The sequence below is a fragment of the Thermoleptolyngbya sp. C42_A2020_037 genome (genome assembly GCF_015272455.1).
GTDB lineage: Bacteria > Cyanobacteriota > Cyanobacteriia > Elainellales > Elainellaceae > Thermoleptolyngbya.
Window position 1 is genome coordinate 1 of sequence record NZ_JACYLP010000008.1, and the last position, 15,859, is coordinate 15,859.

At 56.0% G+C, this 15,859-nt stretch carries 10 protein-coding genes and 1 tRNA gene; 8 read left to right on the forward strand and 3 right to left on the reverse strand.

The window, feature by feature from the left end; all coding sequences use genetic code 11:
- From IGS16_RS02215 to IGS16_RS02235, 5 genes are all read left to right on the forward strand, one after another.
- Positions 1-358: transposase (locus IGS16_RS02215; protein ID WP_297082958.1), on the forward strand; the 358-nt coding region annotated here is incomplete at its 5' end.
- A gap of 18 nt (positions 359-376) precedes the next feature.
- Positions 377-1,240, forward strand: coding sequence for a DNA methyltransferase (locus IGS16_RS02220; RefSeq protein ID WP_297082961.1), 864 nt, complete (start codon positions 377-379; stop codon positions 1,238-1,240).
- A 320-nt stretch (positions 1,241-1,560) separates the two neighbouring features.
- On the forward strand, positions 1,561-2,718 hold the full coding sequence (locus tag IGS16_RS02225) for a transposase (RefSeq protein WP_297082963.1): 1,158 nt from the start codon (positions 1,561-1,563) through the stop codon (positions 2,716-2,718).
- 2 nt (positions 2,719-2,720) lie between these two features.
- On the forward strand, positions 2,721-3,368 hold the full coding sequence (locus IGS16_RS02230; RefSeq protein ID WP_297082965.1) for a hypothetical protein: 648 nt from the start codon (positions 2,721-2,723) through the stop codon (positions 3,366-3,368).
- 62 nt (positions 3,369-3,430) lie between these two features.
- On the forward strand, positions 3,431-6,139 hold the full coding sequence (locus IGS16_RS02235) for a glucosidase (RefSeq protein WP_297082967.1): 2,709 nt from the start codon (positions 3,431-3,433) through the stop codon (positions 6,137-6,139).
- Here IGS16_RS02235 and IGS16_RS02240 read toward each other — a convergent pair.
- Together IGS16_RS02240 and IGS16_RS02245 are read right to left on the reverse strand one after the other, a co-directional pair.
- Positions 6,136-7,764 (reverse strand): aspartate:alanine exchanger family transporter, encoded by a 1,629-nt coding sequence (locus tag IGS16_RS02240; RefSeq protein ID WP_297082969.1) that lies wholly within the window; start codon positions 7,762-7,764, stop codon positions 6,136-6,138. The genes IGS16_RS02235 and IGS16_RS02240 overlap by 4 nt on opposite strands.
- Positions 7,765-8,098: 334 nt before the next feature.
- Positions 8,099-8,172: transfer RNA gene (locus IGS16_RS02245), tRNA-Arg, on the reverse strand.
- A 662-nt stretch (positions 8,173-8,834) separates the two neighbouring features.
- On the opposite strand from IGS16_RS02245, the gene dnaK reads away from it, so the two are divergent.
- Positions 8,835-10,742: a molecular chaperone DnaK gene (gene dnaK, locus IGS16_RS02250; RefSeq protein ID WP_297082971.1), complete on the forward strand. Its 1,908-nt coding sequence runs from the start codon at positions 8,835-8,837 to the stop codon at positions 10,740-10,742.
- Between the two features lie 432 nt (positions 10,743-11,174).
- Positions 11,175-12,509, forward strand: coding sequence for a DUF4912 domain-containing protein (locus IGS16_RS02255; protein WP_297082973.1), 1,335 nt, complete (start codon positions 11,175-11,177; stop codon positions 12,507-12,509).
- 108 nt (positions 12,510-12,617) lie between these two features.
- On the opposite strand, the gene IGS16_RS02260 is transcribed toward IGS16_RS02255, so the two are convergent.
- Positions 12,618-13,493 carry a pirin family protein gene (locus tag IGS16_RS02260; protein ID WP_297082975.1) on the reverse strand — a complete coding sequence of 292 codons (876 nt, stop codon included), beginning with the start codon at positions 13,491-13,493 and terminating at the stop codon, positions 12,618-12,620.
- Positions 13,494-13,775: 282 nt separating this feature from the next.
- Between IGS16_RS02260 and IGS16_RS02265 the strand changes: the two genes are divergently transcribed.
- Complete coding sequence (locus IGS16_RS02265; RefSeq protein ID WP_297082978.1) at positions 13,776-15,305, forward strand: hypothetical protein; 1,530 nt, start codon at positions 13,776-13,778, stop codon at positions 15,303-15,305.
- Positions 15,306-15,859 lie beyond the last annotated feature (554 nt).

Consider the following 15,859-nt stretch of genomic DNA (forward strand, 5'->3'; position numbering starts at 1 on the left):
CACCTCGCAGCAGGGTATTCCGGCTCTTAAAGTCAATTTTTGTCAGTCAACCAGGATGACGAATGAAGAGATTAGTGAAGTCTATCGACATCGGTGGCAGATAGAAGTGCTGTGGAAGTTTCTAAAGATGCACTTGAAGCTAGATAAACTAATCTCTAAGAGTGTCAATGGAGTCACCATACAAATCTACATGGTATTGATTGCCTACTTGATTCTTCAATTGATAGAAATTCCAGCGTTTTATGGTCATCAGTTACTCGATAAGTTGCGCTATTTGCAACTTGAATTGAGTCGCCGCTGTTCAATCGTCCATTGGAGCCACGATCTGCTGCCTGAGACACTCGTAGGAGCTTCATAGGGTCAAATGTAAAGTTTTATGTCTCAATTCAACACTTCTGGGTCTAAGCAAACACTTAAAATTCTTGCTGCCCTGAGAACGGCTTTAGTAAATCAATTTGGAGAGCCAGCAGAAGATAGTGATTATAGTTTAGTCTGGGTCGCTTTTTGTCGCTTAGTTATTGAAACTTCCTCGGCAGCATTTAATCATGTTTCTATGTCATTTAATGACCAAGTAACTCATTTCGAGATTGAATATGTTGAACAGCTTTTCTTAAGCATTCTCGGTTTTATCTTAAAAACTGCTGAAATTAAGATTCCTGGTGATGCCAGAGTAATGAAGATGGATGCTCGTAACATTAGTGGTTTAGAAGATATAAAAGTCAATAAGGTAATAACCTCACCTCCTTATCCAAATCGAATAAGTTATATTCGCGAGCTGCGTCCCTACATGTATTGGACAAAGTTCTTAAATGAAGCAAAAGAGGCAGGTGAGCTAGATTGGTTGGCAATTGGTGGAACATGGGGCATTGCAACTAGTCGGCTCCTTTCTTGGCGAATACAGGAAGAGAATCTACCAGAGGAAGTCTTCTCCACTGTAGAAAGAATAGAAATATCCAATGGAAAAAATGCTCAGCTTCTGTCTATTTATGTGTTGAAGTATTTCCATGATATGCACTTGCATCTAAGCTCAATGAGATCTGTTTTGCAAGACAAAGCAGAACTACATTACATCGTAGGAAATTCAACCTTTTTCGGAAATATGGTTGATACAGCATCATTACTTTCCACATCCATGCGCCTTCTTGGTTATTCAGATATTCAGTCAGAAATCATTAGAAAACGCAACTGCAATAAGGCACTGTATGAGTATTGCATTTCTGCAAATTGGTCAGCCACCTAACACTGCGTTGGTGCGGACGGAACAGAGGTTGTCGGTGAGAGTTCAAGGTTATCTGCCGCCGCACAACTTCACCGTTAGCCCTCAGCGTTCCGGTTCTGTCAGCTTTCGGGTGAGTGGGCGATTCGCCCCCCACTTGCAGAGGCTCGGTTCTTCAAGATCTGGGTCAAATCGAACACTCCCAAACCTGACTGCCTGACACAAGTGGCTGAAAAGCTTGAAACCTCATGAAGAGAGGGGAAAAGGTGAGGTGACATGAGACGCTGGAATTTGCGTATCTCAGGGTCTTTGCCATGTCAGCCACCACCTGTCTCTAGGATCAAGTGCTGTCCTTGCTGCGTCAATATAGCCATCGCTGGGATCTGCGTCACCTCAAGACCCTGGCTTGGATGGTGACGGCCTTGGTGTACAGCAGCAAGCTGAGCCTGCCGGAGTGGGAAGTGCATGTGCCCAGTCGTGCCCGCCAAGCGCAAAGCACCGAACGTCGGTGGCAGCGGTTTATGGGCAATCGCTGGGTGCGGATAAAAAGCCTGTACGTCCCCCTGGTCTTGGCGGCTATCCATCGCTGGAAAGGACGACGACTCTACTTAGCCCTCGATACGACGGTACTGTGGAATCGCTACTGTATGATTCACCTGTCGGTGACCTGTTGCGGACGAGCGGTGCCGCTGCTGTGGCGGGTGTTGGAGCATTCCAGTGCCAGCGTCAGTGCGAACCGATATCTGCCGATGCTGCGGTTGGCCCATCGGCTGTTGGAGGACTATCCCGATGTGATGGTCTTAGCCGACCGAGGGTTTGCCAACCGTGACCTGCTTGAGTGGCTGAGCCAAAGTCGCTGGCACTACTGTTTGCGCTTACCCAGTGATGTGGTGGTGCATGGTCCTCGTCGTCATCCGGTCGAAGTCGGCACCCTTTGGCCTCCCAAGGGGGAAGCTCGATGCAATGAGGGGGTTGGTCTGTGGACGGATGGGCGCTGGCGCTGCAACCTCGTTCTGGCTAACGTCAGAGGTGTTAAGGAGCCCTGGGCCGTCATCACGGATGGGAGTCCCTCCCTCAATACCCTCTGGCAGTATGCCCTGCGGTTTCGGGTCGAGGAACTTTTCTTGGATTCAAAATCGGGGGTCTTTGACCTCGAAGCCTCCGGCATTCGCTCGGCTCAAGCCCTCGAACGCCTCTACCTGGTGGCGGCTGTCGCTATTCTCTATGGCACCACCCAGGGCATGGCGGTTCAACTCGACGGTCTGCGCTCTCAGGTTGACCCCCATTGGACTCGGGGTATTCGCTATCTCAACATCGGACTCCGCTGGCTCAGAGGGGTGGTCAATAAAGGGTGTCTGTTGCGCCACCCCATCGCCTTGTTCACCGTTGACCCTGAACCCTGTTTTGCCTCTAAAAAGGCGGAAGACCGATATTATAACCGTATCTGGTTCTCTAGGATCCAGTCCATGCGTTGCCAACTGCCCACCGGGGAGGCCGCTTAAAGATGTGTCAGGCAGTCAGGCTATTGCCCGGTTCGCTGACTAGCGTAATTTTGAAAGATGGAGCAGCGATCGCCTCTTTGCCACTAGTAGGACAAACAATGCAGCAGGCGCTCGACTGGCACAAAGCAGAACTGGCAAAACTGGGGGTTGCCACCGACTCGATCAAGCTGCTGGAATATCCGCCCGACGATTTCCCCGATCACCCCCTGGCGCACGGAGCCGCGTTTGAGGTCGGCAATTCAGCAGGGCGCGAGGCAGTGGCGGCTTATTTTGCCCAAACGCAACCGCTGCTGGAAAAAATTGTGGCAGAAAACCCAGCAGCGGCGGCGATTGCCATCTGGCCCCACCATTTTGACATGGCCACGCTGATGACCTATGCTGGCCTCACCGAAGCGGATACCAAGTACCTCGGCGTGGGGCTGTCGCCAGGCGACCCGTCCTATAGCGAACCCTATTGGTATATTTCGCCTTATCCGTATCCAGAGTTATCTGACCTGCCAGCGTTGGAGTCTGGCAATTGGCATACCGATTACTGGGTGGGTGCAGTGCTAAAGGCGACACAGATTACAAAAGCAGATGATCTGCCTGTCTTTATAGATAGAACGGTTTCTGTCGCAAAGCAGATTTTATCGGTTCCTGAGTCTGCCTAGCATAGTTAGCATTAAAGTACGCCACGAGGTGCTGTGGTTTAGCCGTTGCTCTCTTAATGCCCATGATTCCTGAACACCAACGCCTGCTTGAATCGCGCAGCCAAGCGACACCCTGGAAAAAGTGGGGGCCGTATCTAAGCGATCGCCAGTGGGGGACAGTCCGTGAAGACTATAGCGCAGGCGGCTCCGCGTGGGACTATTTTTCGCATCATCAGTCTCATAGCCGCGCCTACCGCTGGGGTGAAGACGGACTGCTGGGCATCTCGGACGAAAAGCAGCGGCTTTGTTTTGGGTTGGCACTGTGGAATGGCAAAGACCCAGTGCTAAAGGAGCGCCTGTTTGGACTGACGGGGCCGCAGGGCAATCATGCAGAAGACGTAAAAGAATATTACTTCTACCTGGACAGCACGCCGACCCATTCTTATCTCAAAGCGCTGTATAAGTATCCCCAGGCAGAGTTTCCCTACGAGCAACTCGTCGCAGAAAACCAGCAGCGCGATAAGTTTACGCCGGAGTTCGAGCTAATCGACACGGGTGTCTTTTCTGAAAATCGCTACTTCGACGTGATGGTGGAGTATGCGAAGGCCGCACCGGAGGATATTTTGATTCGGATCTCGGTGACGAATCGAGGATCAGACCCCGCCCCGCTGCACCTGCTGCCGACACTGTGGTTTCGCAATACCTGGAGTTGGGGTGATGCGGTTGAAAAGCCAGGAATGCACCTGTCGCATCTGGGGCAGAAGGGGTTGGAGGGCATCGTGGCGATCGCCTCCACCCACGCCGAACTGGGACAACACTGGCTCTATTGCGAAAGCCCCGACGCGGACCCAGCTGCGCCGCCTGTATACTTCACCGAAAACGAGACCCACTACAAGGCACTGTTTGACGTAGACAACCCCACGCCCTACGTCAAAGACGGCATTCACCGTCGGGTGATTCAGGGGGAGACGGGGGCGGTTAATCCAGAGCAGCGGGGGACTAAGGCCGCTGTGCATTATGTGCTAAATATTGCCCCTGGGGAAACGCGCTGTGTGCGGCTGCGCCTCAGTCATCACCCTTCGATTCGCCATCCGTTTGGGGCAGAGTTTGCCCCAATTTTTGCCCAACGAATTCAAGAAGCCGACGAGTTTTATCACAAGGTCAATCCTTACCCAATGGAGGGCGATCGCCGCAATATCCAGCGCCAAGCTTTTGCGGGCATGATGTGGAGCAAGCAATATTATCGCTATGACGTAAGCCGCTGGCTTCGGGGCGACCCCACTATGCCCACGCCGCCCGCAGAACGACTACACGGTCGCAATCGCCAGTGGACGCATCTCGATAGCGATGACATCATTTCCATGTGCGACAAGTGGGAATATCCGTGGTTTGCCGCGTGGGATTTAGCGTTCCACTGCATTCCGCTGGCTATGATTGATCCTGACTTTGCCAAGTACCAGCTCGATATCATGACGCGGGAATGGTACATGCATCCCAACGGGCAAATCCCAGCCTACGAGTGGGCCTTTAATGATGTCAATCCGCCTGTTCACGCTTGGGCCACCTGGCGCGTTTACAAAATCGAGCAGCGGATGTGGGGCGAGGGCGATCGCCAGTTTTTAGAGCGCGTGTTTCAAAAGCTGCTGCTGAACTTTACCTGGTGGGTGAACCGCAAGGACACCGAAGGCAGCAACGTGTTTGAGGGCGGCTTTTTGGGCATGGATAATGTCGGTGTGTTTGACCGCAGCGCCCCGCTGCCTACGGGTGGCTTCCTGGAACAGTCCGACGGCACAAGCTGGATGGCGATGTATTGCCTGAATATGCTCGTTATTGCGCTGGAGCTGGCGCAGGAAAACTCGGTCTATGAAGACATGGCGACCAAGTTTTTTGAGCATTTTGTCTATATTGCCGATGCCATGAACCACATCGGCGGCGGCAAGACGGAGCTATGGGATGAGGAAGACGGCTTCTTTTATGACGTGCTGCACCTGCCCCACGGCGATCGCCTCAAGCTCAAAATCCGCTCGATGGTGGGGCTGGTTCCCCTATTTGCCGTAGAAACGCTGGAGCCAGAGTTGCTAGATAAGTTACCGGGATTCAAAGAGCGACTGGAATGGTTTGAAGACAATCGCCCAGACCTGAGCCACAATATTGCCAGCTTTACGACGGAAGGGATGGGGCGGCGGCGACTGCTGGCGGTGGTGCGCCCCGATAAGCTGCGGCGCGTGCTGGATAAGATGCTGGATGAGCAGGAGTTTCTCAGTCCCTACGGCATTCGTTCACTATCGCGCTATCACAGAGACAATCCCTATACCTTCTACGCCGATGGCAGCGAATATCGAGTCGCCTACGAAGCGGCAGAATCCACCACGCGGTTGTTTGGCGGCAATTCCAACTGGCGCGGCCCGGTTTGGTTTCCGGTTAATTACCTGCTGATTGAATCCCTGCAAAAATTTCATCACTACCTGGGCGACGAGTTTCTGGTCGCCTGCCCCACCGGGTCAGATCAGGTCAAAAACCTGTGGGATGTGTCGATTGATTTGGAGGAGCGCCTTACTTGCTTATTTTTGCAAAATGCAGACGGTCAGCGTCCTGTCTTTGGCGGTGTAGAACAGTTTCAGGCTGATCCCTATTGGAAGGATTACATTTTGTTCTATGAATACTTCAACGGCGACAATGGCGCAGGTCTGGGAGCCAGCCACCAGACAGGCTGGACGGGACTGGTGGCAAAGCTGATTCAGCAATGTGGGCGTTATGCAGCAGGAGCCAGGCAGGAGCGCTACTTCTGCTAACGAGCCGCAAACCACACCAGCAAAATCTGCACCACGATGATTTTGATGATGGTGCTGCTGGGAAAGACGATGGCGTAGCCCAGTTCGGGCTTGTTGGTGGGAACGGACTTGGCAGCGTAGGCCAGAATCGCCGGATTGCCCGTCACCCCTGCCACAATGCCCAACGCCTCGTCGAAGGATGCCCGAAACAGCCCACAGCCCAGCACAAAGGCGGCCACCACAATGGCGGCGGTAATGGCCGCGCCCACGCCCACCAGTTGCAGGCCCGTGCTGCTGAGGGTGGAGAAGAATGCCGGAGCCGATCGCATTCCCACCACGGCCAGAAACAGCGTCAGCCCAAAGTTTCGCAGCGTCAGATTGGCTGAGGGTGGAATTGTCCAGTTCAAGTGACCGATGCGGCCGCGCCATCCCAGCAGCAGCGAGACGATCATCGCGCCCCCGGCTGCGCCAAAGGTGAAGGTGCCCAGTCCTGGCAAGGGAAACGGAATCAGCCCAAACAACACGCCCAGCACCATGCCCAGCCCCAGCGCCAGATAGCTGACTTCGGCGGTGCTGCGGGCGGAGTTGCCGAAAAACTGACGGACGGCAGCATGGCGATCGCGCTCGGCCACGGCCCAAATGCGATCGCCCGCCTCCAGCACCAGCCCCGGATGCGGATAGAGGGTCGCGTCGCCCCGCTGCACCGAGAGAATCGTACAGCCCGGATGTTCGCCCAGGTTCAACGCCCCCAGCCGATGCCCAATGACGCTGTGCTTGGAGACATACACATCCAGGTCATCTAGCTCGGTGTGGTCGGGAATAATCTGCGACGGGGCAACATCGCCAATCGTGCGACAGACCTGCTTGAGTGCGTCGCCTTTGGCCCCCAGCAGGAGCAGCGCATCCCCCATTTGCAGCCGCAGGTTGGGGCGCGGCATCCGGTTGTGGCCATTTTGGCGCACCGCCACGACCTGCACCTCTTCGGGAAACTGCGCCGTTACGTCCGACAGATATTTGCCAACCGCAGACGGATGGCTGACCAGCGCCTCCAACTCCTCTACGCCCCGTGAGGTGGGAACCTCGACTCGCGGCCGCAGGAGCCGCTGCGCCAGATACATCCCCAAAATCGGCCCCAGCACGCCAAACGGATAGGCCACGCCGTAGCCCACCGCAGGCAGGTCGCCCCCGACTTTATCGGTCACAGATTGGAGCGACGCTGTATTGACCATCGCCCCAGTGAACAGACCCGCCCCCACTGCTGGATCGAGCCGCAGCCAGGACATCAGCAGCGCCGTCACCAATCCTGCCGCCAGCACGCTCAGCAGGGCGATCGCATTTTGGCGGCGACCGCTGGGGCTGAGTAGCCCGTCCACAAAGGGTTTGCCGTACTGAATGCCGATGCCATAGAAAAACAAAATCAGCCCAACGGTGCCCACCAGCGCAGGCGGCGCAGCATCCTGGGCAACCGCACCCATCGCCAATCCAACAAACAGCACCGCCCCCACGCCCAGACTAAATCCAGCGATCGCCACTTCGCCCACCGCATAGCCCAGCGCAATCACCAGAAACAGCGTCAGAATTGGCTGAGTGCTGAGAAATGCCCATAATCCTGCCACCGCCACCTCCAAAGAAGCAGAAAAGGCCAAGCCACGCTCACCCTTCTCTTCATACCGCTTTTTCTCGGTTCGCTATCGTCTTCCAAATTACGCTGGATGAATTTGGGTAAGTCGTCTGATCTACTGATCCCTCTTTAATCACTCCAGCGGAGAGAATTTAGAAGAGATATAGCAATCTGGGGTGCGGAGTTATTCGCTCAAGTGCGCTCGCTGGTCAACACGGCAAAGCGTCAGGGCATTTCTAGCCAGCGTAGCGGTATGACCACATTACTGGAAATTGCTAACGCATTTACGCCATTTCAGGCTTTGCCAAGAATTGCACCAAAATGGTTAAACCCTTTGCTATCAAAGCTTTTGAGGTTAACGGGACTGGCGCGGCTCGAACGCGCGACCTATCGCTTAGGAGGCGATCGCTCTATCCAACTGAGCTACAGCCCCAGGGATGAATTGGGATAACCCAACCCGAAGTTTCTAAGCCAATCATAGCAGCAACCCAAAAGGAGGCAGCGACAGACGGTAAACACGCCCCAGCGCATTACGGTTCACCGTCAATCCCAATCGCGCCTGCTTCTTACACTAAAAACAGCAGCATAACCAAGCCCTTAGCAACGGTAACAATATCCGACTCAAGCAAACGAGGCAGGAAATCGTCCCTCTAGAAGCAATTTCCGCCTAACTCGATTCGTGTGAGTCTGCTGTCAGGCAGGCTTGCACGCAAGGCGGCGATCGCCCCCCAGACTGCAAGCCAATGGCGAATTCACAACCGCCCCACTCCAGGTTCGGGAAATACGACTTCATCGAACTCGGAAAAGGTACGCAGTATATAAGTTGGGAACCACTGCCGCCCACAGGTTAGGTCAGTGCTGGCTGAAGGCACTCCATTCTCGGAGAGTGTGCAGCTTGAGAGGGTTCGTGACCCAGATGCTACGTCATTCATAAAGCGTAGCCATAAAACGTAGCTGACGAATAATGCCCAAGCTGCTTGGGACGGGCGATCGCATTTAGAACTCAGCTTGCATTTAGCTTGAACACGGGTAAAAGGGCGATCGCACACATCGGTTAATCAAGACTTGGAACTGTATCTGAACCGGAGACTATCTATGGCAAAAGTTGTTGGAATTGACCTGGGAACCACTAACTCCTGCGTGGCAGTGATGGAAGGCGGCAAGCCCACGGTCATCGCGAACGCAGAAGGGTTCCGCACAACGCCCTCCGTGGTCGCGTTTGACCCCAAGACCAAAGAACGTCGCGTGGGTCAGATTGCGAAGCGGCAGGCCGTGATTAACCCCGAAAATACGTTTTACTCGGTGAAGCGCTTCATCGGTCGCAAGTTTGACGAAGTGACCCATGAAGCAACTGAAGTGCCCTACAAGGTGCTAAACGTCAACGGCAACGTCAAGCTGGACTGCCCCGCCGAAGGCAAGCAGTTTGCCCCTGAAGAAATCTCAGCACTGGTGCTGCGGAAGCTCAAAGAAGATGCCACGAAGTATCTGGGCGAAGAAGTGACCCAGGCGGTGATCACCGTTCCCGCTTACTTCAACGACTCCCAGCGGCAGGCCACGAAGGACGCTGGCAAAATCGCGGGTCTAGAAGTGCTGCGGATTATCAACGAGCCGACGGCCGCTTCTCTTGCCTACGGTCTGGACAAAAAGAGCAACGAAACCATCCTGGTGTTTGACCTGGGTGGCGGTACGTTTGACGTATCGATTCTAGAAGTGGGCGACGGTGTGTTTGAAGTGCTGGCAACTGCTGGCGACACTCACCTGGGCGGCGACGACTTTGACAAGAAGATCGTGGACTACCTGGCCGAAGAGTTCAAGCGCAACGAGGGCATCGACCTCCGCAAAGACAAGCAAGCCCTGCAACGCCTGACAGAAGCGGCCGAAAAAGCCAAGATCGAGCTGTCTAGCGTTACCCAAGCCGAAATCAACCTGCCCTTTATCACCGCAACTCAGGACGGGCCGAAGCACCTCGACGTAACGCTGACCCGCGCCAAGTTTGAGGAACTCTGCGCCGACCTGATCGACCGCTGCCGCGTGCCCGTCGAAGCCGCGCTGCGCGACTCGAAACTGTCGAAGGACGATATCGACGAAGTGGTACTGGTGGGCGGTTCCACCCGGATTCCTGCGGTGCAGGAAGTGGTGAAGCGCGTGCTGGGCAAGGAGCCTAACCAAACCGTAAACCCGGATGAAGTGGTGGCGGTGGGCGCTGCGATTCAGGCGGGCGTGCTGGCCGGCGAAGTGAAGGACATTCTGCTGCTCGACGTGACCCCCCTATCGCTGGGTGTGGAAACGCTGGGTGGCGTGATGACCAAGATCATCCCGCGCAACACGACAATCCCCACCAAAAAGTCGGAAGTGTTCTCAACGGCTGCTGACGGGCAGACCAATGTAGAGATCCACGTCCTACAAGGGGAGCGCGAAATGGCTTCGGACAACAAGAGCCTGGGAACTTTCCGGCTGGACGGCATTCCCCCTGCGCCCCGGGGCGTGCCGCAAATCGAAGTGACCTTCGATATCGATGCGAACGGCATCCTGAACGTGCGTGCCAAGGATAAGGGCACGGGCAAGGAGCAGTCTATCAGCATTACGGGTGCTTCGACGCTGCCCAAGGACGAGGTGGAGCGCATGGTGAACGAAGCCGAGCGCAACGCTGCCGCTGATAAGGAGCGCCGCGAGAAAATCGAGCTGAAGAACCAGGCCGACTCGCTGGCCTATCAGGCAGAGAAACTGCTGGCTGATCAAGGCGACAAGGTGCCCGAAGCCGACAAAACCAAGGTGGAAGGGCTGGCGAAGGATCTGCGGAATGCGATCGCCCAGGAGAACATGGACAGCATCAAGTCGCTGATGAGCGAGCTGCAACAGGCCCTCTACAGCCTCAGCAGCAACCTCTATCAGAGCGGCGACGGTGGCGACGGCGGCGCAACGCCTCCGGGCGGAGATGCGGGAACGCCTTCTAGCAGCGGCGACGACGACGTGATCGATGCAGAATTCTCGGAAACCAAGTAGAACTGAGGCTGCAACAAGAACGGTTTGGTACGGTTCTAAAACCTGATTTAACCGGAATAAAGGGGGGCGATTGCTCCCCTTTTCTTGTGCCTAAATTTTGCCTTTAGCCCACACAAAGCAAGTCATAAATTCCTGACAATGAGGCGATTTCACAGCTGATCCCAACTCAGCTAAAAGTCATGTTTTCCTGGCAATACGATCCCAATAAAACCTGTAATCTCGTGAAGTCTCGATTATTCAACCCTTTCCACCCCTTGACCGAATAGGAATTTTTACGCACTATAGGTCTTAACGATTCGATCCCCGTGATCCCAAAAGGTTTATAAGCTCCGTTGGTGATCCCCGTAGGCAACATGGCTGGCGTCCGTTTGGGCAGGGTGTCAATTCGTCATTCCTTTACCCACTTCTTCATCCCTTTACTGGAGGAAAATCATGGCACAGGAACGCCCACCCCTGGAAGAGATGACGCTCCGGCAGTTGCGCCGCGTGGCCAGCGAGTTTAATGTCTCCCGCTACAGCCGGATGAGGAAAGAGCAGCTTATTGCTGCCATTTTGAGTGCCCAGCGGGCTGCGGGCTACGCGCCTGCCTCCTCTCGTCTAGTCGAAGCACAGGCAGAGGTCGAAGCAGCCAAGTTTGATGTCGGGCAGAGCGATCGCGCTCCCATTTCCTTGTCAGAAGTGGATGAACCCCTCAGCGATCTCCCCGATGGCTACGGCGAGAGCCGCATTGTGTTGATGCCCCGCGACCCGCAGTGGGTCTACGCCTACTGGGACATTCCCAATAGCCAAAAAGAGGAGTTGCGTCGGCAGGGTGGCTCACGCTTGGCGCTGCGGTTCTACGACGTGACGGATATTAACCTAGCAGTGCAGCGTCCCCACAGCCTCCAGCAGTACGAATGTGACGAACTGGCGCGGGAGTGGTACTTGCCCGTTCCCGTGAGCGATCGCGACTATCTGGTTGAAATTGGCTACGTCTGCACCGATGGTCGCTGGCTGGTGCTGGCCCGGTCTGCTCCGGTGCGCGTCCCCCCGGTCTATCCATCGGATTGGGTTGATGATCAGTTCATCACTGTGAGCTGGGACGAGGAACTGGTCGGCAAGCAGTTCTTGGAACTAGTGCCTCCCACCAAGCGGGGTGTGGCCGCCGATTCCATTTACGACCAACTTTTTGGCGAGGCGATGGTTGGCGGGCAGCGGGTCGATGCGTCGATGATGGGCGCAGTGCCGAACGTTGCAGGATCGCTGTTTGGCTCGGTTCACATGGCCGAAAAAGCAGTCAGTTCCTATGTGTTCCCGTCGGGTGCAGGATTGTGGGCCGTGCCCACGATGTCGGGGATCACGGCATCGGGCGTGGGCATGGGTTACACCATGTCTGGCGTGGGATACACGGCATCGGGCGTGGGCTATATGGCATCGGGCGCGGGGCTGGCCTACACGGCATCGGGCAGCGGGATCGGCTTCTCTGCCTCCGCGCCGCCCATTCGTCCCCGCAAGTTCTGGCTGATTGCTGATGCTGAACTGATCGTCTATGGCGCAACGGAACCCGATGCCACTGTTACCATCGGTGGTCAGCCCATCAAGCTCAATCCCGACGGCACCTTCCGCTTCCAGATGTCCTTCCAGGATGGGCTGATTGATTATCCGATTATGGCGGTTGCGGCCGATGGCGAACAAACCCGCAACATTCACATGAAGTTCACCCGCGAAACGCTCGATCGCCGCACCAACACCAAGGAGGAAGCGGTAGAAGAATGGCTGACCTATTGAGGCTGACTGATTGAATGAGTTAGGGCAGTAGAAACCCAGGATCAGGGGTCGGCAATCCTTCGGCCCCTGATTTTTTTATCGGCATTTTCCTGACCCCAGAGTTTAACCCTATGCTTCGGGCAGGGGAATAAACTCCGTTTCTTCTGGAACCTCTGGAAACTTCCAGTCTTGCCAATCTCGCTTGGCCTGCTCGATACGTTCTGGACGGCTGGAGACAAAATTCCACCACTTTTGGCGCGGCCCCACGGGTTCGCCCCCAATCACAATGCAGCGGGCGGGCTGATCCGTCGAAAGGGTGACGGATTCCCCCGATTTTAGCAGCGCCATCGTGTGGACGGTCAGCGGTTCCTGGTTCAGCGCGATTCCCGGTGTGACGGCGTAGACGGCCTGTTCGGAATACAGCGCAGGCAGCGTAAATTCAGCGTTACCTGCAAGCTCTACATCCAGGTAGAGAATGGGCGAGAAGGTTTTTACAGGCGAGGTGCGATCGCCCAATTGTCCGGCAATCAGCTTGATCGACGCACCGCCCGTTTCCCAGGACGGCATTTCTGCGGCAGCATAGTGGTGAAACCAGGGATCGGTTTCCTCGTGGGCATCGGGCAGCGCGATCCAGGTCTGGATGCCGTGCAGCGTCGATTCGATGGGGCGGGCCCAGGCGGGCGATCGCTCTGAATGCGTAATTCCACGTCCGGCCGTCATCCAGTTCACCGCGCCGGGGTGAATTTCCTGGACGCTGCCCAGGCTGTCGCGGTGCAAAATCACGCCTTCAAACAGGTACGTCAATGTGGCCAGGTTGATGTGGGGATGGGGGCGCACGTCCAGCCCTTTGCCTGGTGGAAAAACAGCCGGACCCAAGTGGTCGAAAAAGATAAACGGGCCGACCATCGTGCGGGTGTCGCTCGGTAATACGCGCCGTGCCAGAAAGCCGCCCAGGTCTTTCGTTTCCGGTTCGATGACTTGCGCTAGGTGGGATGCTGAAACCATGAATTTTCCTTGTCTAGATGGATAGAGCGTGGAGGCGGGGATGCGGTTCTGGGGAACTGCCGCAGCTTGTTTTTGTAATATCTGTTACATTTAGAGTCAACTGTGGCGGCGGGGGCGATCGCTCTGCCAGAATTGAGGCGATCTTGGATACAGTCTGGATTCAGTATCCCGGATCGACGCTGTTTTGGTGTGAATAAAACGTTGGTATGAATCAAACGTCGGTGTGAATCAACAATCAGCGTTAAACCCTTAGTTTGGCTTGGTGTGTTTGGAGACATGGATATGCGGCGTATTTTAATGGCAGTTGGGGTAGGGCTGGTGGCAATGGCTCCGCTTCCGGTGATGGCGCAGTTGCGGCTGCCAAATATTCCCGGTTTGCCCGGTGGCGTGCCGATTCCGCCCGTGCCAGGACTGGGAGAACTGATGGGCGATCGCCCTCCTGTATCTACCAGCCTGGAAGATGCCAAAACAGAACTGCCTCTACTCGACGACTACGATCCCCAGCGTGTTGCACCCGCCAGCCAACTGCGGCGCGGCGAACACGGCAGCTTTGTCGTCGTGCCCGGTGTGTATGAATACGAGGCACAGAGCTATTGCCTACATGCGGGGACGCACGGGCCAGGGCAGGGCGATGGCTACCTCTATGCGCCGCTGCTGGGCAAGCGAGAAACCATCGTGCGGCGGGTGTTGCAAAATTCCGTCGCCCATCCCGACATCCCCCAGCGGGATATCCAACTGCTGCTGTGGGCAATTCTATCGCGCACCCGGTTCAATGACCTGTCCAGCGACCTACAGGCAGCGGGGCGACGGCTGCTCACCCGCGAAGATATCAACGACCTGAACGGCGGCGCACTAGGCAACATTCCGCCAGAGGTGCAGCGCCGCATTTTTGCCGAACTGCCGCCTGCGGTGCGCCAAGTCGTGCAGGCAGAGGCAAACTTGCGATCGCTCCTGACGCGAGGCAATGCGTCCTATGCCGAGATGGAGCGCATCGCTGTGCTGGCAGGCGAGGTTGGGCTGGGCGAGGGGAGTCGCGAGGTTCCAACTGGCCGCTGGTCGATGCATCCCAGCGGATTGTTCATTCGCTATAACCCGTCGGGCTATAGCCGCACCAAGGTTCAGTTTGCGCTACCCGATCGGTATACCATTACACGAGACACGCTGGGGCGGATTACATCCGTTACAGATAGCCAGGGGTATCGCAGCGAAGTAGTCTACGACGACCGCATCGCACCTCGCCCCCACCCCACCGATCCGCAACTGGTTGCCTACGCCTTTCAATCCGTGCGCCTGACTCGCCCCAACCCCGCCAATCGCGCCCAAACAGAACAGGTTGAGGTGCAAAATCAGGGCTGGGCCTTTACCCACGCGCCACGCCGCGCCGCCAGCAATCCGGTGACGCTGGCAGCCGCCCTGCCGCTGCCTGGATTTTTCACAGCCCAGGGCGATCGCTATTGGGACTGGGCCCGGCGCGGCCGCGAAGCCTACGACCAGCAGCAAGCCGTGCGGGACTATTGGGAGCGTTTTGACCGAGCCACGCGCGATCGCAGCGCCCAGGACATCGACGACCTGACCGATCTGGGACATTATCGCGACGGCGTAGAAGCCGCAACAACAGGCAGCACGGGCGATCGCGTTGGGTGGATTGCCGACCATCACGAACGGCAGCGCGGGGCCCTGCTCTACGCCATCTGCGTGCTAGAAGAACGCTGCGAACCTGGCAGTTCTAGAACCTACGATCCGTCTGGTGATGTGGCGGTTCCTGGAAACACCTCGCGGCAACGGCTGGGTCAGTCGGCTCGCGGGTTCTAGCGGGGTGGTCTACTTTTGTTCTGGGTGGGCTTTTTTGGGGCGGCGTTGCGCCGAGGCGGTTGATCGTGCGGATCATCTAGATACAGCCGCCCCAAGTTGCGTTGGCTACAGCGCCGCTTAGAAGAAGTGCTAACTAACGACTTGTCCATCTCTGACGTGGATCGTGCGGCTGGCACAGGCAGCGATATCCAGTTCATTACCCGCACCTCAAAATTGGTGACGATACGGGCGATTGAAATGGAGACACAGACGAATTAAATGCCAAACCAGGCACAAGTTGCGCCTGCAAATCGCCCGCAGCCCCGTTCTGCAAAGACGGCTGAAACTCCTGCGGAGAGACGGGTTGGGCGTTTTCTTTCATGGTGTTCTGTCATGATCTGAAGACAAAAATTTGATCCACTGAATCAGAACACATAGAGGAGAAATCAGAGGTGAACAAGAAGAGAATGCCTGGTCAGCCCTGAGGCACCCAAGTCGCTGCCGCCTACGCCTTCCCCAAAGCCACAGGCGATCGCCCGGCCACCCTTCCCAAACGAGAAGTTCCCCTGACTTGG

Bases quoted from the DNA above. Each gene is read 5' to 3' on its own strand.
- IGS16_RS02265 (WP_297082978.1), top strand. From the start codon at position 13,776: ATGCGGCGTATTTTAATGGCAGTTGGGGTAGGGCTGGTGGCAATGGCT.
- IGS16_RS02255 (WP_297082973.1), top strand. From the start codon at position 11,175: ATGGCACAGGAACGCCCACCCCTGGAAGAGATGACGCTCCGGCAGTTG.
- IGS16_RS02235 (WP_297082967.1), top strand. From the start codon at position 3,431: ATGATTCCTGAACACCAACGCCTGCTTGAATCGCGCAGCCAAGCGACA.
- IGS16_RS02220 (WP_297082961.1), top strand. From the start codon at position 377: ATGTCTCAATTCAACACTTCTGGGTCTAAGCAAACACTTAAAATTCTT.
- IGS16_RS02230 (WP_297082965.1), top strand. From the start codon at position 2,721: ATGTGTCAGGCAGTCAGGCTATTGCCCGGTTCGCTGACTAGCGTAATT.
- IGS16_RS02260 (WP_297082975.1), bottom strand. From the start codon at position 13,493: ATGGTTTCAGCATCCCACCTAGCGCAAGTCATCGAACCGGAAACGAAA.
- dnaK (WP_297082971.1), top strand. From the start codon at position 8,835: ATGGCAAAAGTTGTTGGAATTGACCTGGGAACCACTAACTCCTGCGTG.